The following is a 26,925-nucleotide window of genomic DNA, read 5'->3' as shown; positions in this document are numbered from 1 at the left end:
CACGCCAGTTCCGTCCCTGTGCACGGATGTTCGCCCTAACGGTTCCGAACATCCGTGCACAGAGTTATCCACAGATTGAGCAAGTTATCCACAGTGCTGAAAACGGCCCTTCCCAAAGCCGATCCGGTCTCCGATTCTCGAAGATGTGATCAATTGGGGAGGACGTCATGGGGCGGTCTTGCGTAGTGAGGCCGACAAGGTCTTGGGGCGGCGTGCCGTCACCGAAGGGCTGGCGCGTGGCGTGCTGGCTCAGCCGTGGCGAGGCGTGGTCGTCCACGCGGCGGATCTGCTCAAGTTGCCGAGCCTGGCACAGGCGGCACTGCTCGCGGTCGGCCGGCCCGCGGTGCTTTCCGGGGCCACTTCTCTTGCCCTACATGGGATTTCGGCTGCCGACAGCACGGTCGTCCACCTGACCGTTCCCTACTCGAGACGGGTCGAATCGAGGCCGGGGCTGGTGGTGCACAGGGCGGAATTCGACCCGGCCGATGTGCTCGAATTGGACGGACTGCCGGTGTTCTCGTTGGACCGCGCGCTGGCCGACCACCTCTGCGACGGCGACAAGCGAACCGCGTTCGCCGCCCTCGAAGAGGCGCTGCACAACCTCGAGCCGGACCACCGGGGGATCCTCCACGACAACGTCCGGGATCGCATCATCGACCGCCGCGACCGACGAGGTATCCACAGGGCGCAGATGCTGCTCGCGCTCGCTACGGGCGAGGCCGAATCGCCGGCGGAGAGCATAATTCGCTTGATCGTGGTGGAGGCCGGGCTGCCGGTCCCGGTCGCCCAGTACGAGATCGGCACCGTCGACGGACGGAAGCTGTACGTGCTCGACCTCGCGTGGCCTGAGCTGCGCATCGCCCTGGAATACGACGGTTACGCCGCTCATGAGGGCAGGCAGGACCACGACGCGGAGCGAGATGCGCGAATGGCGGCGCGCGGATGGATCACTATCCGCGCGACGGCGGCTGACCTGCGGGATCCACGACGTTTGCTGGCAGAGTTGCGCGGAGCGTTCGAGCGTCGTACGGCGCGACTCGCGTGATCGGCGCCGGGACTGGCGTGATTGAAGCCGGAACTCGTGTGATTGAAGGCGGGACTGGCGTGATCAGCCGCTGATGCCCTGGCAGGGGCGGGTGCGGAGCGCGTCGACGTAGTCGGCGGGGGCGCCCGCGGCTTCGGCGGCATCGGCCAGCACGCCGAGGTAGCGCGCGGACGGGAGGCCGCCCTCGTAGGCGTCCAGGACGTACAACCAGGCCAGGACGGACCCTTCCATGGTCTGCACGCGCAACCGGATCTTGTTGTGGATGCCGAGCTCGCCGCCTTCCCAGCGGTCGAGGCCGTCCTCGTCCAGGGGCGTGACGTCGTACAGCACCACGAAGACCCGGGAACCCGGCTCTTCGACGATGGTCGCCAGCGCGCCTTCCCAGCCGATGTCCTCGCCGCCGAAGGTCAGCCTCCAGCCCTCCAGCCAGCCGGTGCCGGCCGTGGGCGAGTGAGGAGCGCGCTCGAACATCTGGGCGGGCTCCATATTGGATCCATACGCGGCATACAACGGCACGGACACAGCCTAGCGACCCGACGGTCACCCGGCTGGACGCACATGCCGTGTCCGGCCACTCAATCCGCCCAGCGGTCGCCCGCGTACGGTAAACGCAGTCACGGACACCGCAGCGAGGAGGACACCAGTGACCAAGATCGTGATCATGGGCGGAGGCCCCGCCGGTTACGAAGCGGCACTGGTCGCGGCCCAGCACGGAGCCGACGTCACCATCGTCGAACGTGACGGTCTCGGCGGCGCGTGCGTGCTCTACGACTGCGTTCCGTCGAAGACGTTCATCGCCTCCTCCGGCGCGCTCGCGAACATGCACGACCTCCGTGAGCTCGGCATCAACACCGACATGGCCGACACCAGCGTCGACCTGCCGACCGTCCACGGCCGGGTGAAGGGCCTCGCGCTCGCGCAGTCCGCCGACATCCGCGCCCGCGTCCAGCGTGAGGGCGTCCGCGTCGTCATCGGGCAGGCCCGCTTCGACGACGAAGAGGCCGGGCTCGCCGCGCACAAGGTCGCCGTCACCGCCCCCGACGGCTCGACCGAGGTGCTCGACGCCGACGTCGTCCTCATCTCGACCGGCGCCACCCCGCGCGTGCTGCCCGGCGCGGTGCCGGACGGCGAGCGCATCCTCGACTGGCGTCAGCTCTACGACCTGCGCGAGCTGCCCGAGCACCTGGCCGTCATCGGCTCGGGTGTCACCGGCGCCGAGTTCGCCTCGGCCTACACCGAGATGGGTGTCAAGGTCACCGTCGTGTCGAGCCGCGACCGCGTGCTCCCGCACGAGGACGCCGACGCCGCCGCCGTGCTCGAAGAGGTCTTCTCGCAGCGCGGCACCACGGTCGTCAAGCAGGCCCGTGCCGACAAGGTCGTGCGCACCGAAAAGGGCGTCGAGATCCACCTCTCCGACGGCCGCGTGATCGAAGCCAGCCACGCGCTGATGACCGTCGGTTCGGTGCCCAACACCGCCGACATCGGTCTGGAGAAGGTCGGCATCGAGCCCGGCCCCGGCGGCTTCATCGGTGTCGACCGCGTTTCCCGCACCAGCGCGCCCGGGATCTACGCGGCCGGCGACTGCACCGGGGTGCTCATGCTCGCTTCCGTGGCCAGCATGCAGGGCCGCATCGCGATGTGGCACGCGCTCGGCGAGGGGGTCGCGCCGATCAAGCTCAAGACCGTCGCCGCGAACGTGTTCACCCACCCCGAGATCGCGACGGTCGGCATCAGCCAGCAGGCGATCGACTCGGGTGAGGTGCCCGCCCGCACCATCATGCTCCCGCTCGCGACGAACGCCCGCGCGAAGATGGAAGGCCTGCGACGCGGTTTCGTGAAGCTGTTCTGCCGCCCCGCCACCGGTGTCGTCGTCGGTGGGGTGGTCGTGGCGCCGAACGCGAGCGAACTCGTCCTTCCCATCGCGCTCGCCGTCCAGAACCAGCTCACAGTGGAACACCTGGCACTGACATTTTCGGTGTACCCGTCGCTGTCGGGGTCGATCACCGAGGCGGGCCGCCAGCTCATGCGCCACGACGACTTGGACTGATCTCCGCCGTCGAAGCAACCCTCGCGGGGATGTCCGCGTCTAGCGCGTGTCGGTGTTTCGTTGACAGCTAGGGGTTTTCGTGGTTCGCAGGGTGCTCGCCGGAATGGTGGCGATCGGCGCGGCGTTGCTGGCGGGGCCGTCGACCGGTCTCGCTCAGCAACCCCAGCAACCCGATCCCGGCGGTGTCACGGTGCAGCTCAACGACGACACGGCCTACGATCTCGGACTCGTCAACAAGTACGTGCACGGCGACTTCAACGTCGCCCTGGCCCAATGCCCCGGCGACGGATTGAAGGCGCCGAGGTCGACGACGTTCTCTTCGCCGGTGCTGAGCATCGGGAAGTACGACTACGGTCCGCTCATCGGGGTCCCGGCGAATATCAGTGCCGAGGTCACCCTCGAGGAGGGCACCGCCCCCGGCAACTACCCGCTGACCGTCAACTGCAACGGAAAGTCTTACACGGCAACGTTTTCCGTTCCTCCGCGGCAGGTGAGCACGGTGCCCGCCGGTGCCGCCCACGCCGGTGACGGCAGCATGGCGTCCTGATTCTCCTCATCGCGATGATTTCGTGACCTGAGCGGGCAACCGTCCGGCCGCGCCCGGCGTCTGGCAGTCGTGGGGATGAACGACGAGCCGGTCCCGGTCTGGGGGCCGGGACCGGCGCCGTGAGGGGTGAACATGAAGCCGACGTGGTGGCGAGGACGACAGGCGCCGTTGGTGCTCGCGGCCGTCCTGCTGGTCGTCCTGGCGACGCTGGCGATCGTCCTGTCCGGCCCGGCGGAGACCCGGCAGGCCGCTCCGCCGCAGGTCACGGAACAGGCCGAGACCTCGACGGTGCCGCCGAGCGCCGCGCCGGAGCCAAGGCCGGAGCCGGAGGGCGAGGCCGTCGCCGAGGGGCTGCCGAAGGCCGATCCGGTCTCGATCGACGTGCCGAAGATCGAGGCGAAGTCGAGCCTGGTCCCGCTGGGGCTCAACGCCGACAACACCGTCGAGGTCCCACCGATCACTCAGCCGATGCAGGCGGGCTGGTACGTACACGGGCCGACCCCGGGGGAGGTCGGGCCTTCGGTGATCCTCGGGCACGTGGACGGGAACAAGCAGAAGGGCATCTTCTTCCGGCTGAAGGAACTGGCGCCCGGCGACAAGGTCTCGATCGCCCGGAAGGACGGCACGACGGCCGAGTTCGCGGTCACGAAGGTCGAGCGGGTGGCGAAGGAAAAGTTCCCCACCGACGCGGTCTACGGCGACACCACCGAGCCGGAGCTGCGGCTCATCACCTGTGGCGGGGTCTTCGACAAGGCGTCGCACAACTATCTCGACAACATCATCGTTTTCGCCCGGTTGATCGCGAGGTGAGTTCCATGATCAGGTCCGCCTTGGTGGTGGCGTGCGGCGTGGCCTTGGCCGCCCCGGCCGTCGCGTACGCGCAGGACGTCCCGTCCTTCACCCCGCCGCCCATGCAGTACCCGTTCGTCGCCGTCTCCCCGTCGAAGTCGACGGCGGGAGAGGACGTCCTGGTCTCGGTCGGCTGTGCGAAGGACGACTTCGGCGAGGTGAAGTCGATGGTGCTGGACCGGATCGGGACCTTCGAGGTGACTTCGGAGGACCCGGTGATCCTCGGTGCTGTCGCGCATATCAGCGACAAGGCGAAGCCGGGCTTCTACGCGGTCAAGGCGACCTGCAAGACGGCGACGGTGACGATCAATCTCGAAGTCGCGCCGGACAAGACCCCGGGCCCGAGTGTGCCGCCGTCTCCCTCGGCCGAGCCGACGAAGGTGACGCCTCCGAAAGCGGTTCCCGCGGCAGGGCGTCAGGTTGCGAAGATTCCGGTGGGCGCGCCGCAAACCGGTGGCGCTTCCGGGTGAGCCCGGATCGCCACCTTCCCCAGTACATGAAGGCCCCCTTCCTTGCGCCAGGCGCAAGGAAGGGGGCCTTCATGTACTTCACGCGAGCGAAAGGGGCAACTGGACCTACACGCCGCCGGGATCAGTCTTCGTCGTCGACCCAGTCGAAGGTCTTCGTGACGGCCTTCTTCCAGTTGCGGTACTCGGATTCGCGGCGGGCCTCGTCCATCGACGGGTCCCACTGCTTGTCCTGCGCCCAGTTGTTGCGGATGTCGTCTTCGCCCTCCCAGAAGCCCACCGCGAGACCGGCCGCGTAGGCCGCGCCGAGCGCGGTGGTCTCGTTGACCACCGGGCGGATCACCGGCACGCCGAGGATGTCGGCCTGGAACTGCATGAGCAGTTCGTTGACGACCATGCCGCCGTCGACCTTCAGCGACTTCAGCGGGACACCGGAGTCGGCGTTCATCGCGTCGATGACCTCGCGCGACTGGAACGCGGTCGCCTCCAGAACCGCCCGCGAAATGTGTCCCTTGTTGACGAACCGGGTGAGGCCGACGATCGCGCCGCGGGCGTCGGAGCGCCAGTACGGCGCGAAGAGACCCGAGAACGCCGGCACGAAGTACGCGCCACCGTTGTCCTCGACGGTGCGGGCGTGCTGCTCGACTTCGGCCGCGGAGCCGATCAGGCCGAGGTTGTCGCGCAGCCACTGCACGAGCGAACCGGTGACCGCGATCGATCCTTCGAGCGCGTACACCGTGTCGTTCGAGCCGATCTTGTAGCAGACCGTGGTGAGCAGCCCGTTGTCCGACATGACCTTCTCGGTGCCCGTGTTGAGCAGCATGAAGTTGCCGGTGCCGTAGGTGTTCTTCGCTTCACCCGGCGATAGGCAGGCCTGTCCGAAGGTCGCCGCCTGCTGGTCGCCCAGGATGCCCGAGATCGGGACCCCGGCCAGCGCGCCCTTCTCACGGACCTTGCCGTAGGTCTCCGAGGACGACCGGATCTCCGGCAGCATCGACAGCGGGATCGTCATCTCTTCGGCGATCTCGGTGTCCCAGGTCAGCGTGTCGAGGTCCATCAGCATGGTCCGCGACGCGTTGGTCGGGTCGGTGAAGTGCACGCCGCCGTCGACCCCGCCGGTCATGTTCCACAGCACCCAGGTGTCCATGTTGCCGAAGACGAGGTCACCGGCCTCGGCCTTCGCGCGGGCGCCGTCGACGTTGTCGAGGATCCACTTGATCTTCGGCCCGGAGAAGTAGGTCGCCAGCGGCAGGCCTACCTTCGCGCGGTAACGCTCCTGTCCGCCGCCCAGCGCCCCCAGGTCGCTGACGATCTTGTCCGTACGGGTGTCCTGCCACACGATCGCGTTGTACACCGGCTTGCCGGTGGTGCGGTCCCAGACCAGCGTGGTCTCACGCTGGTTGGTGATGCCGACCGCGACGATGTCGCGCGCGACCAGGTCCCCCTTGGCCAGCGCGCCCGCGGCGACGGCCCGGGTGTTCTCCCAGATCTCTTCGGCGTTGTGCTCGACCCAGCCCGCCTTCGGGAAGATCTGCTCGTGTTCCCGCTGGTCGACGGCGACCACCCGGCCGGAGTGGTCGAAGATCATGCAGCGGGTCGACGTGGTGCCCTGGTCGATCGCGGCTACGTACGAAGTCATCGAAGCTCCAGTCTCAGGTCAGGTTGTGCACGGCGAGGAACAGCAAGGCGGCCAGGGCACCGCCGACCAGCGGGCCGACGACGGGGACCCAGGAGTAACCCCAGTTCGGATTGGCCTTGTTCTTGATGGGCAGCAGGAACGCGTATGCGATGCGGGGGCCGAGGTCTCGGGCCGGGTTGATGGCGTAACCGGTCGGGCCACCGAGGGACTGGCCGATGACCAGCACGACGAACGCTACACCGGCGTAGCCGAGCGCGGAGTTGCCGAAACTCGGCGTTCCGTTCTCGCCCGCGGCGTTGGCGTAGACCGGGCTGAGCAGGATCCACGCCACCAGCACGAAGGTGCCGATGACCTCGGTGACGAGGTTCCAGGCCTTGTTCGGGATCTGCGGCGCGGTCGAGAAGATGCCGAGTGTCTCTTCACGTTGCGGGTGGTCGTCGAACTGCAGTTTGTAGGTGGCCCAGCAGAGCACGGCGCCGAGGATCGCGCCGATCAGCTGGCCCGCGACGTAGATCGGGACGTCCGCCCATTCCGTCTTGTCCGCGATGGCGAGCCCCAGTGTCACCGCCGGGTTGAGGTGCGCGCCGCTCGGCGCGGCGATGCTGGCACCGGTGAAGACCGCGAACGCCCACCCGAGGGTGATCATGACGACGCCGCCGTTGTGGCCGTTGTTCTTCCGCAACACGTGGTTGGCGACCACGCCGTTACCCAGCAGGATCAGGACCGCCGTTCCCAGCAGCTCCCAGACGAATATGGCTCCCACACTCACCGCTTGACCTCCACTTTGGACATTCCGCGCAGGGTCGAACACGGTGTGCTACGGCGCCCTTGCCGACCCACGTCCGTGGCACGTTACCGTCGCGTATTTGTTCCTTCCAGGCGTCGTGGGAAGCAATCCTTCCAAGATCGGCGAGGGTTACGCCACACGTGTCACCCGCACAACGGACCGGTCGCGGCCGATCGTGCGATGCTGGAGTCACAGCGGCACAAGGAGGAATGTCACGTGGCAAGCTCTCAGCGCGAAGCCGAAAACAGCCCCGCCAGGCTGGGACCGCTCAAGCGGGAAGAGTCTTGGCAGCGGCTGGGTGCGGACAAGTTCGACCTCGTCGTCATCGGCGGCGGAGTGGTCGGGGCGGGCACGGCGCTCGACGCCGCCACTCGCGGCTTGCGGGTCGCCCTCGTCGAAGCGCGCGACCTCGCGTCGGGGACGTCGAGCCGGTCCAGCAAGCTTTTCCACGGCGGGCTCCGCTACCTCGAACAGCTGGAATTCGGTCTGGTTCGGGAAGCGCTGCGCGAACGCGAGCTGATGCTGACGACGATCGCCCCGCATCTGGTGAAGCCGGTCAGCTTCCTGTACCCGCTGACCCGCCGGATCTGGGAGCGGCCGTACACCGCGGCCGGTCTGCTGATGTACGACACGATGGGCGGCGCGCGGTCGGTCCCCGGCCAGAAACACCTGAGCCGCGCGGGCGCGCTGCGGATGGTGCCGGCCCTGAAGCGGTCCGCGTTGATCGGCGGGATCCGTTACTACGACGCGCAATCCGACGACGCGCGGCATACGATGACCGTCGCCCGCACCGCCGCGCACTACGGCGCCGTGGTGCGCACCTCCACCCAGGTGGTCGGTTTCCTCCGCGAGGCCGACCGTATCTCCGGTGTCCGCGTGCGCGACGTCGAGGACGGCCGCGAGACCGAGATCCACGCCTCCGCGGTGGTCAACTGCACCGGCGTCTGGACCGACGAACTGCAGCGCCTTTCCGGCGGCCGCGGCCGGTTCCGCGTGCGGTCGAGCAAGGGTGTGCACATCGTCGTCCCGCGCGACCGGATCGTCTCGGAATCCGGCATGATCCTGCGTACCGAGAAGTCCGTGCTGTTCGTCATCCCGTGGCGCAACCACTGGATCGTCGGCACCACCGACACCGACTGGAACCTCGACCTCGCGCATCCCGCCGCGACGAAGCACGACATCGACTACCTCCTCGAACACGTCAACACCGTGCTCGCGACCCCGCTGACGCACGACGACATCGAAGGGGTCTACGCGGGACTCCGGCCCTTGCTGGCAGGGGAAAGCGAAGAGACGTCGAAGCTTTCGCGTGAGCACGCGGTCGCCCGGGTCGCTCCGGGACTGGTCGCGATCGCGGGCGGCAAGTACACGACGTACCGGGTGATGGCGGCCGACGCCGTCGACGCCGCGGCCGTCGACCTTCCCGGCAGGCCGCAGTCGTCCATCACGGACAAGGTGCCGCTGCTGGGCGCCGACGGGTACCACGCACTGGTGAACCAGGCCGACCATCTGGCGAGCGAGCACGGGCTGCACCCGTACCGCGTCCGGCATCTGCTCGACCGGTACGGCTCGATGGTGCACGAGGTCCTCGCGATCGGCGAAGGACGGCCGGAGCTGCTGAAACCGCTGGAGCATGCTCCGGACTACCTCGGCGTCGAGGTCGTCTACGCGGCCAGCCACGAGGGCGCGCTTCACCTGGAAGACGTGCTCGCGCGCCGGACGCGGATCTCGATCGAGTACGCGCACCGCGGTGTCGACTGCGCCGCGCAGGTCGCCACGCTGGTGGGCGAGGTGCTCGGCTGGTCGAAGGACGAGGAGAAGCGTGAGGTCGAGGTGTACAAGGCGCGGGTCGACGCGGAACGGGAGTCCCAGTCGCAGCCGAGCGACGAGGCCGCCGACGCGTTGCGTTCGGCCGCGCCGGAAGCGCGGTCCGGGATCATCGAACCGGTGAGTTGATCCGTGCTGCCGAGTGGTGTGCCACGCGCGCAGAGATCGTTGCCTGATCGGGTGAATCTGGCATAGCGTCGGCCGCTCCAGAGACGGAAGGGCGGCCTTGTGGTGTTTCTCGACTCGTCGACGTGGACGGACCGGATCTTCGCCGGAGGTTCCTGGGTGCCCGGGTCCGGTGGTACCCGTGACGTCACAGAGCCCGCGACCGGTGCGGTGCTGGGAAGCGTGGGGATCGCCTCGGCCGAGGACGCCGCGAAAGCGGCTGAAACCGCGGCCGAGGCGCAGCGGGCTTGGGCGGCGACACCGCACGTCCAGCGCGCCGCCGTCCTGCGTGAAGCCGCTCGGTTGTGGTCGGAGTACGCCGACGAGATCCAGTGGTGGAACGTCCGCGAGGTCGGTGCTGTGCCGGGAGTCGCGGGCTTCTCACTGCACGTCGCGGAGCAGGAGTGCTATGAGGCGGCGGCCCTGCCCGGCCGTCCGTACGGCGAACTCCTGCCGAGTGAGGAACCGCGGCTTTCGATGGCGCGCCGGGTCCCGGCCGGTGTCGTCGCGGTGATCTCGCCGTTCAACATGCCGATCATCCTGGGCATCCGTTCGGTCGCCCCGGCGCTCGCGCTGGGAAACGCGGTCATCCTGAAGCCGGATCCGCGCACCGCCGTCACCGGTGGCGTGGTCCTCGCGCGGATCTTCGAGGAAGCGGGCCTGCCGCCGGGTGTGCTGCAGATGCTGCCGGGTGGCGCGGACGTCGGCGAGACGCTGGTGACGCATCCGGCGGTCCGGGTCATCTCTTTCACCGGGTCGACCGGCGCCGGGCGCAAGGTCGGCGAACTCGCCGGAAAACACCTGAAGCGGGCGCATCTGGAACTGGGCGGGAACTCCGCGCTCATCGTGCTCGACGACGCGGATGTCGACGAAGCGGCCGGAGTCGCCGCGTTCGGCTCCTTCTTCCACCAGGGCCAGATCTGCATGACCACCGGGCGGCACCTGGTGCACGAGCGGCTCTACGACGACTTCGTCGAGCGGCTGGCGGCTAAGGCCGCCGCGTTGCGGGTGGGCGACCCGGCGCGGGACGAGGTCGCGCTCGGGCCGATCATCGACGCCGGGCAGCGGGACAAGATCCACGAGCTGGTCACGTCCAGTGTCGCGGCGGGCGCGCGGGTCGCCGCCGGCGCCGAATACGACCGGTTGTTCTACTCCGCGACGGTGCTCGCCGACGTGCCGCCGACGGCGCCCGCGGTCGCCGAGGAGATCTTCGGCCCGGTCGCGCCGGTCGTGCGGTTCTCCGACGCGGAGGAGGCCATCCGCCTCGCCACGGCGAGCGAATACGGGCTCTCGCTGGGGATCGTCACCCGCGATGTCCTCAAAGGACTGGAGCTGGCCGACCGCGTCCCGACCGGGATCGTGCACATCAACGACCAGACCGTCAGCGATGAGGCGAACAGTCCCTTCGGTGGCGTCGCCGCTTCGGGCACCGGAAGCCGTTTCGGCGGCGCGGCGGCGAACATCGAGGCCTTCACCGAGACACGGTGGGTCACCGTCCGGAACCCGCCACCCACCTACCCCTTCTGACCCCCGCATTTCGTCCTCTGGATGCGGTAGTTCGTATTACCAACCACCGCGTTCAGTCCTCTGGATGCGGTAGTTCGTGTTGCGTACTGGCGCATTCAGAGGACGAAATGCGAGTCAGGCGGTGCGGCGCCAGCGGATGAGGCGTTCCCCGGTCGGGGCCGGTTCCAATTCGGGCCCGACCAGGGTGAACCCGCATTTGCGGGCGACCGAGGCGGACACCTCGTTCGTCTCCTCGTAGCGGTAGCTGACCTCACGCAGGCCGAGACCGCCGAAACCGAAGCGCAGAGCCGCGTTGAGCGCGGTGCTCGCGACGCCCTTGCCCCGGGACGCCGCGCGCACCCAGACCGACGCCTCCGCGTACCCGGCGTCGAAGTCGAGATCCCTCAGCCCGACCTCGCCCAGCAGCTCCCCGGTCGTCGGCTCGGCCACCGCCCAGGAACAGCGTTCGTCACCGGCCCACTGGGCCGCGCGCAGCGCGACGTACTCGGTCGCCTCGTCCAGATCCCGCAAACGGTAGTTCAGGACGTACTTGCGATGCGTCGGGTCGGCGAAGGCCGCGACCAGCGCCGGACGGTCGTCGAGTGCCTTGTCCGCCCGTAGCTGCCGCAGGTAGTACTCGCCCGCGTTGATCTCCACCGGTTCCACTCTTCGAGGGTAACCAGACCGGGGCGGCCCGCTCGTGAACCACCCGACCGTGGATCACCGCACGTGGTGCCAGACCACCGGCGTGCCGCCCTTGTCCAGCGGGTTGTCCGACGTGATGCCCGCGATCGTCCCGTCATTCGAGACGACCCGGCTTTTGCGCCCACGTGAAACCCGGGCAACGCTCCGGCCCGCTCATGATCGGCGCGCGGCCTCCAGCCCGGTCGTGAGCCCGTGTGCGTTGAGGTCGACGCCGTGGACACCGCCGGGCAACTCCTGGACCGCCGGGTCGTAGGCGGTGCCGACGATCCGGCCGCTGTTGATGGCGTTCACGATCCTCGCCGGGACGATCAGCGACGGCGGCTCATGATCAGCGCGACCGCCAGCGGCAGCAGGAAGACCAGGAACGTCCCCCGGGTGAAGAAGAACAGCGCGATCGCGACCGCCGCCGCGATCGGCACGGCGCTGGCCGTCAGCCATTTCGACGGCGGAGCGTCGTTCTTCGCGGACGCCTGCGCGACACCGGGCATCGGCGGCAGGGGGAGCAGCGCGCCGGGCCGGGGCGAGGGCAGGTCCGTGAACAGCGGCTCGAGGTCGCTCACCATCCTCGCGGCGCTGATCTTCGCCGACCGCGTACCGAACTCGTCGAGGTCGAGTCTGCCGGTGCGGACATGCTCTTCCAGCGCTTCGAGCGCGTCTTGGCGTTCGGCGTCGCTCAGCCGCATGTCCGGTCTCTCGGCACTCACGTCCCGAGTCTACGGGCGGATCAGCCGTCCAGTTCCCGCCGACGTTGTTTCCCGAGCTTCTTGTGCGCGTTCTCCCAGCCCTTGCCCCAGATGCCTTCGCCGACGGCGCTGATCCCGATCGGGACGAGGATGAACCACCAGGTGACACCGGTGGTGATGATGAGCGCGATGCTGGCGATGAAGAGGATCGGCAGGAGGGCGCCCATGATCCGTTGCATCGGCGGGATGTCCGCCCACGCCGACGCCGGTTTCCCCGGCTCACTCAAGGTCGCCTTGGGCACGTCGAAGAGCGGATGTGGTTCGGGCAGGTCCGCGAAGATCCCGGACAGTTCACCGCGTGTCTTGGCGGCGGTGACCTGAGCGGACCGTTCGCCGAACTCGTCGATGTCGATCCGGCCCACGCTCAGGTGCTCGCCGAGTGCGGTCAGCGCGGACTCACGATCCTGATCACTGATCCGCAGCCGCGATGACGGAACTTTGCTCACCCTTGCGATGGTAGGCCTGGCGAAGCTCCGTCAACCACGACAATCGTCAGTCTTTCAGCTCGAACAGCTGGGTTCCCTGGGTGACCGCCGCGCCGACCTCGACCGAAAGACCGGTCACGGTGCCCGCTTTGTGCGCGGTGACCGGGTTCTCCATCTTCATCGCCTCGAGCACGACGACCAGCTCGCCCGCTTCGACCCGCTGGCCCTCTTCGACGGCGACCTTGACGATCGTGCCCTGCATCGGCGCGGTGACCGCGTCGCCGCTCACCGCGGCCTTGGTACCGCCCGCGCGCTTGCGCGGCTTGGCCTTCACGGCCGTCCCGCCGCCGCCGGCGTCGAGCGAGAAACCGCCGGGGAGCGACACTTCGAGTCGGCGGCCGCCGACCTCGACGACGACGTTCTGGCGGGGCTGCTCTTCCTCGGCCTCGGCGGCTTCCGGTGCCACGAACGGCTCGATCCGGTTGTCGAACTCGGTCTCGATCCAGCGGGTGTGCACGCTGAAACCGTTCTCGTCGCCGACGAAGGCCGGGTCGTTCACGATCACCCGGTGGAACGGCAGGACCGTCGCCATCCCGTCGGCGACCATCTCGGCCAGCGCGCGGCGGCTGCGCTCGAGCGCGTTCTGCCGGTCCGAGCCGGTGACGATCAGCTTCGCGAGCATCGAGTCGAACTGGCCGCCGATGACGCTGCCGGATTCGACCCCCGAGTCGACCCGCACCCCGGGACCGCTCGGCGCGACGAACTTCGTCACGGTGCCGGGCGCGGGCAGAAAGCCGCGGCCGGCGTCCTCGCCGTTGATGCGGAATTCGATCGAGTGGCCCCGCGGTTCCGGGTCCTCGGTGATGCGCAGCTTCTCGCCGCGCGCGATGCGGAACATCTCGCGCACGAGGTCGAGACCCGTGGTCTCCTCGGACACCGGGTGCTCGACCTGCAGCCGCGTGTTGACCTCGAGGAACGAGATCGTGCCGTCGACCGCGACGAGATACTCGACGGTCCCGGCGCCGTAGTAACCGGCTTCCTTGCAGATCGCCTTCGCGGAGTCGTGGATGCGCTTGCGCTGATCGTCGGTCAGGTACGGCGCGGGCGCCTCCTCGACCAGCTTCTGGTGGCGGCGCTGCAGCGAGCAGTCGCGGGTGCCGACGACGATGGCGTTGCCGTGCTGGTCGGCGAGGACCTGGGCTTCGACGTGGCGCGGCTTGTCCAGGTAACGCTCGACGAAGCATTCGCCGCGGCCGAAGGCGGAGATCGCCTCACGCGTCGCGGATTCGAAGAGCTCCGGGATCTCCTCGCGGGTGCGGGCGACCTTCAGCCCGCGGCCGCCGCCGCCGAACGCCGCCTTGATCGCGACCGGCAGGCCGTGCTCCTCGGCGAAGGCGATGATCTCGTCGGCGTTCGCGACGGGGTCCTTCGTACCGGGCACGAGCGGGGCGCCGGCGCGCAGCGCGATGTGGCGCGCGGTGACCTTGTCGCCGAGGTCGCGGATGGCCTGCGGGCTCGGGCCGATCCAGGTCAGGCCCGCGTCGATCACCGCCTGGGCGAAGTCCGCGTTCTCGGAGAGGAACCCGTAGCCGGGGTGGACGGAGTCCGCGCCCGACCGCTTGGCGGCGTCGAGCAGCTTGTCAAAGACGAGGTAGCTCTCGGCGGCGGTGGTGCCGCCGAGGGCGAAGGCCTCGTCGGCGAGACGGACATGGGGTGCGTCACGATCCGGATCGGCGTAGACGGCCACGCTGGTCAGCCCGGCGTCCTTCGCCGCCCTGATCACCCGTACCGCGATTTCCCCGCGGTTCGCGATCAGGATCTTGGTCACCGGACCACCTGTGCCGGCCTGCTCGGTCACGCCGTACCTCCTGCGTTCGCACGTCGGGCCGCCCCGATGCGGCTCCGCAGCAGTTTAGAAGAAATTCCCGCCCCGATTAGTGAGAGCAAGGCCACCCAGTGACCTTTGTTTATACCAGCGGCCCGGTGCCTCAGTTCTTCTATCAGGCCCTACACCAACGCCTCGCGGTGCCGCAGTTCTTCCGGCAGGTCTGAATCGAGCACGATCAGGTCGTACGGCTGGGCCTGGTGGACCCGCCCGAGGTGCTCGGACTTGACCAGCGCCCACGGCTGATGCGGGCCGCAGCATTCGACCAGACGCTGCACGGTGCTGAAGGCGATCAACGCCATCCGGCCGTCCTTGGTCGCGCGAAGTTCGATCTCCGCCCTCGTGAAGTCCTTCGGCTTTTTCGCCGTGGGAAGGAACAGGGCGTTGGGCAGTCCGGGATTCGTCACGGGAACAACATAGCCGTGCACTCCGCGCTAGATCACTTACGCTCTCGGACATGCGCACTCAGGAAGCGCGGGCGCCGCGATCCGTGCTGTTCACCGCGCTGCTGGCGGTGATGGTGACGGCCGGCGTGATCGTGGCCGTGATCCTGCTCCGCCCTGCCGCACCGACGCCCGCCGGAGATCCCGGCGTGCCTCCCGTTTCCGACGCTGCACCGAGTGCGTCCGGGGTCAACTGCGGCGACTCGGCCTGCCGGGAGATCGGCGCGATGACCGTCGGCGGGCTGCCCGTCGTGCTGCTGGCCGACAACGCGGGGAAGCAGGGTGTGGTCCGGATCGGGGTGGACACGGTGTACCCGCTGATCCTCAACGACATGGGGGTCACCCTCACGGGCGATTCTTTGCGCTGCGTCGACGGCGCGACGCCGGTCTGTCTGGTGCGCGGCGAAGTGGGCGGCGGCTCGGCGGGCGAACTGTTCGTCGCGCGCGGCGGGATCTGGCGGGACACCGGCAAGCCGTACGTCTCCGACGCCGGGACGATCGCCCTCCACGACGTGACCGCCGACGGGATCGCGGACGTCATCGTGGTGCGGCACGAATGCCCCGACGCGCAGTCCGGCTCGGCCCGATGCGAGGCGGCGCCGGTACTCGCCGAGGTCTACGACGTCGCCCGCGGCTCGGTGGGCTGCACGCGGCGGTACACCGCTCCTTCGGAGCTGCGGGGGTGGCCGGACGTCCGGCTCGTGAAGGCGGACCTGCGGGAGTGCCCCTGAGAGGGAGCAAGGGACCTTTGCTGTCACTTCTCTCAATGTCGAGAGAAGTGATAGCAAAGGTCCCTTGCCAGCGTTGCTGAGCGTGCCTAAGTAACTGGCCGTCACGGACCTCGGAAGTCCGTGAAGGCCTCCTTCTCCACCCTCAAGGTCAGGGGCCCGGCAAAGTCGCATAGCCGCTGGCGGGTGGCGCTTTTGGTGATTCGAAGTGGACTTCCAACGAGGGTGGATGACAGGGCGTCTTGAGCGTCAAGCGTCCACAAAGGACACCATTCGGCCGCTGAATGTCCATTTGATGCGTTTATGTACGTTTTTCGTCTGGGGTCGTGAGTGAATTTTAGGGCTAGAACCCTCTTTTTTACTCACGACCCGTCGAAAAACGCCCAAATCGGGCACTGTAGCCGCGGGGGAGTCCTATGTGGATAGTCGAGAAAGATGTTGGGCGACTGTGGCGAACCCGCCCCTGTCACCGTAACACCCACTTGACCAGTGGTTATGCGACTTTGCCGAGACCTTGACCCTCAAGGTAGCGAAGGAGGCCTTCACGGCCCCCTGGTCCAGGGTTTCGGCAAAGTCGCATAGCCGCTGGTCGGTGGCGCCCTTGGTGATTCGAACTGGACTTCCGAAGAGGGCGGACAGCAGGGTGTCTTGAGCGTCGAGTGTCCACAAAGGACCCTGTGTCCGAATCGGGTATTGTCGCCCCGGCGGCGTCCTTTGTGGACGGCGAGAAGTGACGAGCCCGCCTCTGTCACCACAACATCCACTTGACCAGCGGTTATGCGACGTTACCTGAGCTCCTCTGGTCCCTCGCGACAGCTTAGGTACATGAAGGCCCCCTTCCTGTACCTAGGCGCAAGGAAGGGGGCCTTCATGTACTAAAGCAATCTCAAGCACCCGCAGTAGCAGGCTCCTTCGCGGACGTAGTGGACGCTTCACCGTTGTCAGTGGGCGAAGGGTCCGTCGGCGAGTTGAGCACGTCGTCGTCCAGCAGGCCTTCGCCGCGGGCGACGACGACGGGCACGACGATCTGGCCCGCGACGTTGGTCGCGGTCCGCATCATGTCCATGATCGGGTTCACCGAGTAGATCAGCGCGATCCCGAGCGCCACCTGCTGCGCGTCGAGCCCGATGAACGCGGTGGTCAGGGTCAGCGCGGTCAGCCAGCCGGTGGTGCCCGCGGTGGCCAGCGCACCGAGTACGGCGACCACGACGATGCCGACGTATTGCCAGATGTTCAGCGAAACGCCGGACAGGTTCGCGATGAAGATCGCGCCGATCGCCGGGAACACCGCGGCACAGCCGTCCATCTTCGTGGCGCTGCCGAGCGGAGTCGCGAAGGCGGCGTACGCGGGCTGGACGCCCAGGTTCACAGCGGACTGCCGGGTCAGGGGAAGCGTCGCGCCCGAAGACTGCGAAGCGAACGCGAACTGGATCGCCGTGCCCGCCTTCGAGAAGAACTTCAGCGGGCTGACCTTCGCTACGAACTGCAACAGGATCGGGTAGACCACCAGCAGCACCAGCAAGCAGCCGACGTACACCGCGAGAGTGGTGGTCAACAGGGGCCGGAACAGGGCGTCACCGTAGTTCGAGACCGCGGCGCCGATCAGGCCGATGATGCCGATCGGGGCGAGCCGGACGATCCAGCCGAGGTAGCGCTGGATGATTTCGAAGACGCTTGTGGTGAAGTCGACGAACGGCTTGGCCTTGTCACCGAGGCTGTAGGCCGCGGCGCCGATCAGCACGGCGAGGAACAGCACCTGAAGCGTCTCGCCCTCGGTGAAGGCGGTGAAGAAGTTCTTCGGCAGGAAGCCTTCGACGAAGGCGCTCCAGGAGCCCCAGTTGTCGACGCTCTTGGTGGCCTTGTCCGCGTTCTTCGCGGTCGCGGCGACACCTTCGCCGAGGCCACCGCTGCCCGGGTTGAACAGCTTCGCGACCGCGATGCCGATCAGCGACGCGATGAACGAGGTGATCGCGAACCACAGGACGGTCTTGCCGCCCAGCCGCGCGGCCTTCTTGCCGCCGCCGAGGTTGCGCAGACTGTTGATGCCGACCACGATCGCCGTGAAGACCAGCGGGATCACCGCGATCTGCAGCAGCGTCGTGAAGATCGTGCCGATCTGGTCGAGCAGGTCGGTCAGCCAGCTCGCCTCGGTCGTCCTGGCGAGCACGCCGAGCAGGGCGCCCACGACGAGCGAGCCGAGGACCGCCGCCGCGAAGATCTTTGGCCTTGTGTAGGTCCGAATGAAAGACACGGGGCGACTCCGGTGCGTGAAGGTTTCCTGATTCCCGGACGTAAAGAACGTTCGACGAAGCCAGACTCTTCCGGATCACCCGATCGTGTGGGAGTGGTCTCAGGATGTGGGACGAGACCATAGGTCGATGACGCTGACGCCGACCCCGGTCAGCAAGCGCCGGGTCAGCGGCAGGCTGATCCCGATGACGCTCGAGAAATCGCCGTCGATTCCCTCGATGAACCAGCCGCCGAGCCCGTCCAAGGTGAAGCCGCCCGCCACCTGAAGCGGTTCGCCGGACGCGATGTAGGCCTCGATCTCTTCTTGCGACGGCGTGCCGAAGCGGACAGTGGTGCCTTCGGTCCCGGAGGCTTCCTTCGTCCTCACGCCGTTCTCGACGCGGATGATCGCGTGGCCGGTGAGAAGTTCACCGGTTTTTCCCGCCATCGACGCCCAGCGCTCGCGCGCGACCTCCGGCGTGATCGGCTTCCCGACCATCTCGCCGTTGATCGACAGCATCGAATCGCAGCCCACGATCACCAAGTCGGTGTGGCCGCTGAGTGCCTTGAAAACCGCTTCGGCCTTCGCGACGGCGAGCGCGCGGACCAGCTCCTCCGGCGCCGGATCGGTCAGGGACGCGGCGACGGCGTCCTCGTCGACGCCGGAGACGACGACGCTCGGATCGAAGCCGGCGGAACGCAGGACGCCGAGTCGGGCGGGGGACTGGGACGCGAGGACGAAACGCACTTGAGGAAGGTACTCGACCGCCTTCCGTTGCTTGATTGTGACCTGGGACACTCGGACGTGGCGTTAGTTTGTTGTGGCGCGCAACATATGGATCGTTCGAGCTACGGAGGAACCAATGCCGTCCCGCCTCCGCGTCAGAAGATCGCTTCGCACGACGCAAACCACAATGCTCGCAGGACTGCTCCTGGCAGGCTCGGCCCTGGCGCCGATGGCATCCGCCGCCCCTGGGCCGGTTTACAAGAATCCCCACGCTTCGACCACCGCACGGGTGAACGACCTGCTCAAGCGGATGAGCCTGGACGACAAGATCGGCCAGATGACGCAGGCCGAACGCGGCGCGGTCACCCCCGATCAGGCCGCCGCGCTCAAACTGGGGTCCTTGCTCTCCGGTGGCGGCTCGGTGCCCGCCGGCAACACGCCGAACGGGTGGGCCGACATGGTCGACTCGTACCAGAAGGCGGCGATCTCGACGCCGCTCGGAATTCCCACTCTTTACGGCGTCGACGCCGTGCACGGCCACAACAACGTCTACGGCGCGACGATCTTCCCGCACAACATCGGCCTCGGCGCCGCGAACAATCCACGCCTGGTCGAGAAGATCGGCAGGGCGACTGCGCTGGAAGTCGCCGGAACCGGTCCGCAGTGGGACTTCTCGCCGTGCCTGTGCGTCGCCCGTGACGACCGCTGGGGCCGGACCTACGAATCCTTCGGCGAATCCCCGCGCGACGCCATCGCCAACGCGTCGGCCATCACTGGCCTTCAAGGGCGCAGACTCGGCGAGAAACCGGGATCGGTGCTCGCGACGGCGAAGCACTACGTCGGCGACGGCGGCACGACGAACGGCGTCGACCAGGGCGACACCGAGATCAGCGAACGCGAACTGCGCCGGATCCACCTGCCGCCGTTCCGCGAGGCGATCGACCGCGGCGTCGGCTCGGTGATGATCTCGTTCTCCAGTTTCCAGGGGGTGCGCATGCACGCCCAGAAGTACCTCGTCACCGACGTCCTCAAGAAGGAACTGCGGTTCTCCGGACTGGTGATCTCGGACTACAACGCGATCGACCAGATCGACGGCAAGGAAGGTTTCACCCCCGAAGAGGTGCGCCTCTCGGTCAACGCGGGCATCGACATGTTCATGGTCCCGTGGGACGCGCCGCGGTTCCTCGCCTACCTCAAGGCCGAAGTCGAGGCGGGCCGCGTCTCACGCGACCGGATCGACGACGCGAACCGCCGCATCCTGGCGGAGAAGTTCAAGCTCGGCCTGTTCGAGCGCCCGTACACCGACCGTTCGCTCCAGAAGACGTTCGGCAGTGAGGAACATCGGGAGCTGGCCCGGCAGGCCGTCCGCGAATCCCAGGTGCTGCTGAAGAACGACGGTGTGCTGCCACTGGCGAAGAAGAACAACAAGATCTTCGTCGCGGGCAAGAACGCGAACGACATCGGCAACCAGGCGGGCGGCTGGACACTCACCTGGCAAGGCCAGAGCGGCCCGGTCATCCCGGGCACGACCATCCTCGACGGCATCAAGTCGGGGGCGGGGAGAGGAACCACGGTGACCTATGACCGTGCGGGTAATGGAATCGACGGCAGTTACCAGGTCGCCGTCGCCGTGGTGGGCGAAACGCCGTACGCCGAAGGGCAGGGAGACCGTCCGAACGGCTTCGGACTCGACGCGGAAGACCTCGCCACGATCGCCAAACTGAAGAGCTCCGGCGCTCCGGTCGTCGTCGTGACCGTGTCCGGGCGCCCGCTCGACATCGCTCCGCAACTGCCGCGGTTCGACGGACTCCTCGCGGCCTGGCTCCCGGGCAGCGAAGGCGCCGGTGTCGCCGATGTCCTTTACGGCGACTACAACCCGACAGGGAGGCTGACGTTCAGCTGGCCGACCAGTGCGGCGCAGGAACCGGTGAACGTCGGCGACGGCAAGAAGGCGCTGTACCCGTACGGCTACGGCCTGCGGTACCGCCGGTAGGTGACTTCCGCCCTCCCGCGGATGAGAGGAACGGTCCGTTCCTTGCGAAATTCGCAAGGAACGGACCGTTCCTTGCACCGGCGGGTGGCTCACGTGCCGCATTCAGAGGACTAAACGCGGCGAGGGATCAGGCGGTGCTGGCGGCGGCGGGTTCGAGGGCGGTGGAGCGAGGCGCCCGCGGAGCCGGGCGGCGCATGGTGAGCGCGGCGAGCACGCCCAGCACCAGCACCGCGGCCGGGAGAAGCAGCGTCACCCGGGCCGCGTCGGTGAGTCCATTGTGGACGGCTTCGAGCGCGAGCCGTTGAGCCTGCTCGGCGACACCGGGCGGCAGGCCGGGGAAAGCCGTCGGCCCGGACGAACCGAACTCGCCGGTGGATTCCGCGGCCTTCGCGATGCCGTCCGCGAACGGCGTCCGGTACTGCTCCGGCAACGCGCTCGCGGCCGACGCCGCCTCGTCGGCGACCGAGACGCTGATCCGCGCCTGCAGCAGCACGCCGATGGCGGCGCTGCCGAGTACACCACCGACCTGGCGAGCGGTGTTGAAGATGCCCGACGCGGTCCCGACGAGCCGCGGTTCGACCGAACTCATCGCCAGGTTGCCCATCGGCGGGAAGATGAACCCGATCCCGAAGCCCGCCACCAGCAGCGCCGGGGTGAGCGCCCAGGCGTTCGCGCCCGCCCGTGCGATCAGCGCCACCAGGCCCAACCCCAAGGCCAGCGCCGCCAGTCCGATGATCAGCAGGACCTTGCCGTTGACCTTGTCCGAAGCGCGGCCGACGAACGGGCCGATCATGCCGGCCAGCAACGACATCGGCGCGAACAGCAGCCCGGACATCGTCGGTGATTCGCCGAGCACGGCTTGGATGTAGATCACCAGCGGCAGGAACATGCCGGTCATCGCGAAGCCGACGGCGACCGCGGTCAGTGCCCCGGCGGAGAAGTTGCGGTTCGCGAAAACACCCAGCGGAAGCAGCGGTTCCTTGCGGTTGAACCGTTGCCACAACACGAAAGCGACCAGTAGGGCGAGTCCGGCGCCGATGATCTCGAACACGGTGATCGGCCCGAACACGCGGCCCCAGTCGTATTGCTGTCCATTTTGGACGCCGTAGACGACGCAGAACAAGCCGGCGCCGGACAGCAGGATCCCGGGAACGTCGAAGGAACGTGAGTGCTTCGGCTGCCAGTCCGGCACCTTGAGCAGTGCCAGTGCGAACGCGACCACGCCGACCGGCAGGTTGACGAAGAAGATCCATTCCCAGCCGAGGTGGTCGACGAGTACACCGCCGAGCAGCGGCCCGGCGATGGCCGCGATACCGGCGACACCGCTCCAGAGCCCCATCGCGGGACCGCGTTTCGACGGCGGGAACAGATGGCTGATGAACGCCAGGGTCTGCGGCGTCATCAAAGCGGCCCCGAGTCCCTGCACGGCGCGGGCCGCGATCAGCATTTCCACCGAACCGGACAGGCCGCACCACAGGGAGGCCAGCGTGAACACGACGAGCCCGGCCAGGTAGACGCGTTTCGGGCCGAAGCGGTCGCCGAGGCGGCTGGCGAACAGCATCGGCACCGCGTAGGCGAGCAGGTAGACGCTGATCACCCAGACGATGGCGTTCAGCCCGGCGTCGAGTTCGCGCAGCATCGCGGGAATCGCGGTCGAAACGATCGTGGTGTCCAGCAGGATCATGAAGAAACCCAGGCACAGCGCGGAAAGCGCGGCCCAGGGGTTAGCTGGTCTTGCGTTCATCGGTGTCGTCCTCGGTGACCAGGTTCAGATGCGGCGTGCAGTGCTCTTGGAATCCGATGCGACCGGATTCCAGATCCTCGATCAGTTTTCGGGTCCACTCGAGCTCGAAGGCGCGTCGCGCGGTGGCGTAGGACCAGTCGAGCCAGTAGATCTCGGGGAGCTTGTGCTCCTTGTCGAGGTTTTCGAGCACGACCTGGTCGGAAGCGATGGCGGCCTGTAGCCGCAGCACGCGGTGTTTGAGCTGGGTGAGCGTCATTTCCAGGCCGAGTTCGTCGATGACGGCGAGCGCGCTGAGGTACTCGGGGTATTCCTCGGCGGGCGTGGCCAGCATGTCCTGCGCCCGGTCGACGAACTCGTCGCGACCGGCCTCCGTCATCGCGTACAAGGTGCGTTCGGGGCGCTTCCCGTCCCGCTGTGTCTCGACGATCTCGATGAAACCGTTCTCCGCCAGGCGATCGACCGTGTGGTAGAGCGAGCCGGCCTTCACCTTGACGCGCGTGCTGACGTAACGCTCCTTCATCAGCTGCGCCATCTCGTACGGATGCATGGGTCGCTCGTGAAGGAGTTCGAGCACCGCCATGGCGAGTGGGGTGAGCTTCGCGGCCACGATGACCCTCTCGGAAGATTCCGTACTGATTATTCCGAGAGGACTATATGGCAGGGCGCGGCCGGGCTCAAGTGCGGGGTTCGCGTGCTTGAAGGCGTGACTCGCGTGCTTGAAGGCGGAACTCGGGTGCTTGGAGGCGGAACTCGCGTGTCAGTTCAGCGGTCTCGGGCCGATTTCGCGTTCGAGGAAGCGGTGGTACTCGATGGCCGCGATCGAGTTCTCCAGCTGTTCGAACGTCGGCGCGGGGAGCGCGCCGTTGAAGACGATCGTCAGGCTCTTCCGCGGGATGTTGATGACGTACGGATCGACGTCGAGTTCCTCGCAGTACTCGCGGAGGACGGCCGTCCAGCGGTCCAGGTCCTCGTCCTCACCGAGGTGTTCCCAGCGCGCGACGATCCAGTTGCCGTTGATCAGCTGGCCCGCCATCTCCCGTGGATGGTGGACCATGTACGGCTCGGCGACGTCGTTCATCGGCCAAGGTGCTCGAGGAGCGCGGCGAAGGACTCGGACGGCAGCACCAGGATGGGCCGGGTCTCGTCCGGCATCGCCCACTGTTTGGTGTCCCGGATGCCGACCAGGCCGGGCGCGGCGCCGACCTCGACGCAGGCGTTCTCTTCCCAGTGCGTGTAGGTCGACTTGTGCCAGCCGGTCATGTTCTCGTGCCAGGTGGTCATCGGAGGCCCTTTCCCCAGTGACTGTTTCGGCAAGTAGACGGGTTGCGCGGCAGCAAGGTTGGCGAGATCGGGTGATCTGTGCCCGCTGGTCGGTGAACGGCTTCGGTGATCGCGTTCGGCGCACGAAAGGGGACCTTCACCGACAGCTGCTTTACTCACGATGCACTCTCGTAGTGCATAGCGCAAAGGGTCTTAGGTCACCGAAGTGGTTCGACCGCGAGCTGTCGGTAGTCGGCGGCGATCCGCGTCAGATGCGAGCAGGCGATGTCGCCGTAGGTGGCGTAGCGCTCGACTTCGGCGAAGTTCTCCTCGTAGTCGGCGACTTCGCGTTCGTCCGTGACGAGCGCGGTGGCTGTCTGAGTCCCGAGAAGTACCGCGCGCGAGTCGTAGATGTCGAAACCGTGGAGTATGGGGACCGACACCGGCTTGGTCCATGGGATGACACCGAGCCGCACCCGGCCGCGGCGGGACACCTCGATGAGATGGTCGAGCTGGGCCAGCATGGTCGCCGCCCCGCCCATGTTCCAGCGCAGGGCGCCTTCGGTGAGCACGAACTGGAACTCACGGTTCGAGTCGAGGATCCGCTGGCGCTCCAGCCGGGCCTCGACGGTCTGGTCTCGTTCGTCCGACGGGAGAGAATCGCCGAACAGGGCGGTGATGTAGTCGCGCGTCTGGAGCAGGCCGAACACGATGGTCGGCTGGAAACTGCGGATGCGGGCGGACGCCGTCTCGATCTTGCCGATGCGCTGCTGCATCCGCCAGGCACCGCGCTGGAGGACGACGCGGGCGGACGACGCCTCTTCGCGGAGGTCCCGCGTGATCGCGACCAGCGCCCGCCGGACTTTCGCGGGTGCGCCGTACGCCCGGCACAGCGCGACGACCTGGTCCTCGGTCGGCATGAACGCGCCGGTTTCGACCCGCGAGACCTTCGACTGACTGAGGCCGGTGAGCCTGGCCGCTTCGGTACCGGACAACCCGGCGGCTTTGCGCAGACGGCGCAACTCGGTGGAGAGCTGATCCTGGTTCGTCACGCACGGCTTTCTGAGGGCGGATCCGGTCGGCAGGACTGTCACACTAGTCCGCGAAACCGGATCCGCGCCGCCCGACGGGCCGCGTCAGCGAGGAAGCGCCGAAGCCCGCCAAGCACCCTCGCCGGGGGCGAGCGGGGCCCGCACGAGCGAAGCCTTGTCCGCCCACCACGACTCCCGTTTCGGCGCCGGTTCCGGCGCCGGCGCACTGGCCGCAGCCGCGACGACGGCGGTCAGCGCGGCGAGTTCGGCGTCGTCCGGATTGCCCCGGACGACCCTCAGCAGCGGGGTCTCGGACGCGCTCACAGCGGGATGTTCCCGTGCTTCTTGGGCGGCAGGCTCTCTCGCTTGCCTTGGAGCAGTGACAGCGCCTTCGCGATGTGGCCACGGGTGTGCGCGGGCACGATCACCGAGTCGACGTAACCGCGCTCGGCCGCCGCGTACGGGTTCAGGAGCGTGTCCTCGTACTCCTGGATCAGCTCGGCGCGCAGCGCGTCGACGTCCTTGCCGTCGGCGGCGGCCGCGGCGAGGGTCTTGCGATGCACGATGTTCGCCGCGCCCTGCGCGCCCATGACCGCGACCTGCGCGGTCGGCCACGCCAGGTTGATGTCCGCGCCGAGGTGCTTCGACCCCATGACGTCGTACGCGCCGCCGTACGCCTTGCGGGTGATGACGGTGACGAGCGGAACGGTCGCTTCGGCGTAGGCGTAGATCAGCTTCGCGCCGCGCCGGATGATGCCGTTCCATTCCTGGTCGGTGCCGGGCAGGAAGCCGGGGACGTCGACGAAGGTCAGCACCGGGATGTTGAACGCGTCGCAGGTGCGCACGAACCGCGCGGCCTTTTCGGACGCGTCGATGTCGAGACAGCCGGCGAACTGGGTCGGCTGGTTCGCCACGATGCCGACGCTGCGCCCGTTCACCCGGCCGAAGCCGACCAGGATGTTCGGCGCGAACAGCTCGTGGACCTCGAGGAAGTCGCCGTCGTCGACGATGCGGGTGATGACCTCGTGCATGTCGTACGGCTGGTTCGGCGAGTCCGGGATGAGCGTGTCGAGTTCGCGATCGGACTCGGTCACGTCGTCGAAGAAGCCACCCGCGGAGACGTCCGTTTCGACCAACGGCGCTTCGGAGAGGTTGTTCGCCGGGAGGAACGAGAGCAGTTCCTTGACGTAGGCGATCGCGTCCTCGTCGTCGGAACCGAGGTAGTGCGCGTTACCCGAACGGGTGTTGTGCGTGCGCCCGCCGCCGAGTTCCTCGAAGGAGACCTCTTCGCCGGTCACGGTCTTCACGACGTCGGGGCCGGTGATGAACATATGGGAGGTCTTGTCGACCATCACCACGAAGTCCGTCAGCGCGGGGGAATAGACGTGCCCGCCCGCGTTGGCGCCCATGATCAGCGAGATCTGCGGGATGACGCCGGACGCCTTGACGTTGCGGTTGAAGATCTCGCCGTAAAGCCCGAGCGAGACCACACCTTCCTGGATCCGCGCGCCGCCGCCCTCGTTGATGCCGACGATCGGACGGCCGGTCTTGATCGCCAGGTCCATCACCTTGACGATCTTCTCGCCGTACACCTCACCGAGTGAACCGCCGAAGACGGTGACGTCCTGGCTGAACACGCACACCGGGCGGCCGTCGACGGTGCCGTAGCCGGTGACGACGCCGTCGCCGTAGGGCCGGTTCTTCTCCTGGCCGAAGTTCACCGAACGGTGCTTCGCCAGCTCGTCGAGTTCGACGAACGAGCCTTCGTCCAGCAGCAGGTCGATCCGCTCGCGAGCGGTCTTCTTGCCCTTGGCGTGCTGTTTCTCCACCGCCCTCGCGGAACCCGCGTGCACCGCCTCGTCATACCGGCGGTACAGGTCGGCAAGCTTGCCGGCCGTCGTGTGGATGTCCGGTTCGTCCTCGGGCGGCGTCCCGAGCGGCTCCGTCGCACTGCTCATGAAACCGCAGCCTAGCTACTCGACGGTCACTTCGCGTGTGGCGTAGGCAACGTCCGCCGCCCGAGGGAAGCGCGGTCCCGGGGGGGGGGGGGGGGGGGGGGGGGGGGGGGGGGGGGGGGGAGGGGAAGGGGGGGGAGGGGAGGGGGGGGGGAGGAGGGGGGGGGGGGGGGGAGGG

General features: G+C 67.7%; 27 protein-coding genes. 9 read left to right on the top strand and 18 right to left on the bottom strand.

The window, feature by feature from the left end:
- Positions 1–202 precede the first annotated feature (202 nt).
- Positions 203–1,045 (top strand): DUF559 domain-containing protein, encoded by an 843-nt coding sequence (locus ACZ6DT_RS25550; RefSeq protein WP_465599666.1) that lies wholly within the window; start codon positions 203–205, stop codon positions 1,043–1,045.
- 63 nt (positions 1,046–1,108) lie between these two features.
- Here ACZ6DT_RS25550 and ACZ6DT_RS25545 read toward each other — a convergent pair whose 3' ends face one another.
- Positions 1,109–1,561 carry a gamma-glutamylcyclotransferase family protein gene (locus ACZ6DT_RS25545; protein ID WP_465599602.1) on the bottom strand — a complete coding sequence of 151 codons (453 nt, stop codon included), beginning with the start codon at positions 1,559–1,561 and terminating at the stop codon, positions 1,109–1,111.
- 127 nt (positions 1,562–1,688) lie between these two features.
- Here ACZ6DT_RS25545 and ACZ6DT_RS25540 point away from each other — a divergent pair, with 127 nt between their 5' ends.
- From ACZ6DT_RS25540 to ACZ6DT_RS25525, 4 genes are all read left to right on the top strand, one after another.
- Positions 1,689–3,092 carry an NAD(P)H-quinone dehydrogenase gene (locus tag ACZ6DT_RS25540; protein ID WP_465599600.1) on the top strand — a complete coding sequence of 468 codons (1,404 nt, stop codon included), beginning with the start codon at positions 1,689–1,691 and terminating at the stop codon, positions 3,090–3,092.
- A 79-nt stretch (positions 3,093–3,171) separates the two neighbouring features.
- On the top strand, positions 3,172–3,639 hold the full coding sequence (locus ACZ6DT_RS25535; RefSeq protein ID WP_465599599.1) for a hypothetical protein: 468 nt from the start codon (positions 3,172–3,174) through the stop codon (positions 3,637–3,639).
- A 132-nt stretch (positions 3,640–3,771) separates the two neighbouring features.
- Positions 3,772–4,449 carry a class F sortase gene (locus tag ACZ6DT_RS25530; RefSeq protein ID WP_465599597.1) on the top strand — a complete coding sequence of 226 codons (678 nt, stop codon included), beginning with the start codon at positions 3,772–3,774 and terminating at the stop codon, positions 4,447–4,449.
- A 5-nt stretch (positions 4,450–4,454) separates the two neighbouring features.
- Positions 4,455–4,958 carry a hypothetical protein gene (locus ACZ6DT_RS25525; protein ID WP_465599595.1) on the top strand — a complete coding sequence of 168 codons (504 nt, stop codon included), beginning with the start codon at positions 4,455–4,457 and terminating at the stop codon, positions 4,956–4,958.
- A gap of 121 nt (positions 4,959–5,079) precedes the next feature.
- Here ACZ6DT_RS25525 and glpK read toward each other — a convergent pair whose 3' ends face one another.
- Together glpK and ACZ6DT_RS25515 are read right to left on the bottom strand one after the other, a co-directional pair.
- The gene (gene glpK, locus ACZ6DT_RS25520) at positions 5,080–6,594 is read right to left on the bottom strand and encodes a glycerol kinase GlpK (protein WP_465599594.1); all 1,515 of its coding nucleotides are present in this window, start codon (positions 6,592–6,594) and stop codon (positions 5,080–5,082) included.
- Positions 6,595–6,607: 13 nt separating this feature from the next.
- Positions 6,608–7,363, bottom strand: coding sequence for an MIP/aquaporin family protein (locus ACZ6DT_RS25515; RefSeq protein WP_465599592.1), 756 nt, complete (start codon positions 7,361–7,363; stop codon positions 6,608–6,610).
- A gap of 234 nt (positions 7,364–7,597) precedes the next feature.
- Here ACZ6DT_RS25515 and ACZ6DT_RS25510 point away from each other — a divergent pair, with 234 nt between their 5' ends.
- Positions 7,598–9,337 carry a glycerol-3-phosphate dehydrogenase/oxidase gene (locus tag ACZ6DT_RS25510; RefSeq protein WP_465599590.1) on the top strand — a complete coding sequence of 580 codons (1,740 nt, stop codon included), beginning with the start codon at positions 7,598–7,600 and terminating at the stop codon, positions 9,335–9,337.
- A 99-nt stretch (positions 9,338–9,436) separates the two neighbouring features.
- On the top strand, positions 9,437–10,900 hold the full coding sequence (locus ACZ6DT_RS25505; RefSeq protein ID WP_465599588.1) for an aldehyde dehydrogenase family protein: 1,464 nt from the start codon (positions 9,437–9,439) through the stop codon (positions 10,898–10,900).
- A 114-nt stretch (positions 10,901–11,014) separates the two neighbouring features.
- Here the strand turns inward: ACZ6DT_RS25505 and ACZ6DT_RS25500 are convergent, their stop codons facing one another.
- From ACZ6DT_RS25500 to ACZ6DT_RS25475, 6 genes are all read right to left on the bottom strand, one after another.
- Complete coding sequence (locus tag ACZ6DT_RS25500; RefSeq protein WP_465599586.1) at positions 11,015–11,545, bottom strand: GNAT family N-acetyltransferase; 531 nt, start codon at positions 11,543–11,545, stop codon at positions 11,015–11,017.
- A gap of 192 nt (positions 11,546–11,737) precedes the next feature.
- A complete protein-coding gene (locus ACZ6DT_RS25495; RefSeq protein ID WP_465599584.1) occupies positions 11,738–11,875 on the bottom strand; it encodes a hypothetical protein in 138 nt (45 codons plus the stop codon).
- 17 nt (positions 11,876–11,892) lie between these two features.
- The gene (locus ACZ6DT_RS25490) at positions 11,893–12,267 is read right to left on the bottom strand and encodes a DUF1707 SHOCT-like domain-containing protein (RefSeq protein WP_125796741.1); all 375 of its coding nucleotides are present in this window, start codon (positions 12,265–12,267) and stop codon (positions 11,893–11,895) included.
- 41 nt (positions 12,268–12,308) lie between these two features.
- Entirely contained in the window at positions 12,309–12,773 is a 465-nt protein-coding gene (locus ACZ6DT_RS25485; RefSeq protein ID WP_465599582.1) for a DUF1707 SHOCT-like domain-containing protein, read from the bottom strand.
- 46 nt (positions 12,774–12,819) lie between these two features.
- A complete protein-coding gene (locus tag ACZ6DT_RS25480; RefSeq protein ID WP_465599580.1) occupies positions 12,820–14,610 on the bottom strand; it encodes an acetyl/propionyl/methylcrotonyl-CoA carboxylase subunit alpha in 1,791 nt (596 codons plus the stop codon).
- Between the two features lie 149 nt (positions 14,611–14,759).
- On the bottom strand, positions 14,760–15,044 hold the full coding sequence (locus ACZ6DT_RS25475) for an SAV_915 family protein (RefSeq protein ID WP_465599578.1): 285 nt from the start codon (positions 15,042–15,044) through the stop codon (positions 14,760–14,762).
- Positions 15,045–15,127: 83 nt separating this feature from the next.
- Between ACZ6DT_RS25475 and ACZ6DT_RS25470 the strand changes: the two genes are divergently transcribed.
- Positions 15,128–15,811, top strand: coding sequence for a hypothetical protein (locus ACZ6DT_RS25470; RefSeq protein ID WP_465599664.1), 684 nt, complete (start codon positions 15,128–15,130; stop codon positions 15,809–15,811).
- 883 nt (positions 15,812–16,694) lie between these two features.
- Here the strand turns inward: ACZ6DT_RS25470 and ACZ6DT_RS25465 are convergent.
- Both ACZ6DT_RS25465 and ACZ6DT_RS25460 read right to left on the bottom strand, forming a co-directional pair.
- Positions 16,695–18,059: a dicarboxylate/amino acid:cation symporter gene (locus ACZ6DT_RS25465; protein WP_465599576.1), complete on the bottom strand. Its 1,365-nt coding sequence runs from the start codon at positions 18,057–18,059 to the stop codon at positions 16,695–16,697.
- A gap of 99 nt (positions 18,060–18,158) precedes the next feature.
- Entirely contained in the window at positions 18,159–18,785 is a 627-nt protein-coding gene (locus tag ACZ6DT_RS25460) for a Maf family protein (protein WP_465599574.1), read from the bottom strand.
- Between the two features lie 166 nt (positions 18,786–18,951).
- On the opposite strand from ACZ6DT_RS25460, the gene ACZ6DT_RS25455 reads away from it, so the two are divergent.
- Positions 18,952–20,757: a glycoside hydrolase family 3 protein gene (locus ACZ6DT_RS25455; RefSeq protein ID WP_465599572.1), complete on the top strand. Its 1,806-nt coding sequence runs from the start codon at positions 18,952–18,954 to the stop codon at positions 20,755–20,757.
- A gap of 127 nt (positions 20,758–20,884) precedes the next feature.
- Here the strand turns inward: ACZ6DT_RS25455 and ACZ6DT_RS25450 are convergent, their stop codons facing one another.
- From ACZ6DT_RS25450 to ACZ6DT_RS25420, 7 genes are all read right to left on the bottom strand, one after another.
- Positions 20,885–22,501, bottom strand: coding sequence for a DHA2 family efflux MFS transporter permease subunit (locus ACZ6DT_RS25450; protein WP_465599570.1), 1,617 nt, complete (start codon positions 22,499–22,501; stop codon positions 20,885–20,887).
- The gene (locus tag ACZ6DT_RS25445; protein ID WP_465599568.1) at positions 22,482–23,108 is read right to left on the bottom strand and encodes a PadR family transcriptional regulator; all 627 of its coding nucleotides are present in this window, start codon (positions 23,106–23,108) and stop codon (positions 22,482–22,484) included. The genes ACZ6DT_RS25450 and ACZ6DT_RS25445 overlap by 20 nt, the downstream gene beginning before the upstream one ends.
- Before the next feature lie 150 nt (positions 23,109–23,258).
- A complete protein-coding gene (locus tag ACZ6DT_RS25440) occupies positions 23,259–23,579 on the bottom strand; it encodes a hypothetical protein (RefSeq protein WP_465599566.1) in 321 nt (106 codons plus the stop codon).
- Entirely contained in the window at positions 23,576–23,782 is a 207-nt protein-coding gene (locus ACZ6DT_RS25435; protein WP_125789009.1) for a DUF397 domain-containing protein, read from the bottom strand. The genes ACZ6DT_RS25440 and ACZ6DT_RS25435 overlap by 4 nt, the downstream gene beginning before the upstream one ends.
- Positions 23,783–23,979: 197 nt before the next feature.
- Entirely contained in the window at positions 23,980–24,813 is an 834-nt protein-coding gene (locus ACZ6DT_RS25430; protein ID WP_465599564.1) for a helix-turn-helix domain-containing protein, read from the bottom strand.
- 84 nt (positions 24,814–24,897) lie between these two features.
- Complete coding sequence (locus ACZ6DT_RS25425) at positions 24,898–25,116, bottom strand: acyl-CoA carboxylase subunit epsilon (protein ID WP_465599562.1); 219 nt, start codon at positions 25,114–25,116, stop codon at positions 24,898–24,900.
- Positions 25,113–26,750, bottom strand: a complete 1,638-nt coding sequence (locus tag ACZ6DT_RS25420; protein ID WP_465599560.1) for an acyl-CoA carboxylase subunit beta — start codon at positions 26,748–26,750, stop codon at positions 25,113–25,115. The genes ACZ6DT_RS25425 and ACZ6DT_RS25420 overlap by 4 nt, the downstream gene beginning before the upstream one ends.
- Positions 26,751–26,925 lie beyond the last annotated feature (175 nt).

It is taken from the genome of Amycolatopsis sp. NPDC041971 (assembly GCF_055588925.1).
This window is presented reverse-complemented; position numbering and strand designations above follow the sequence as displayed.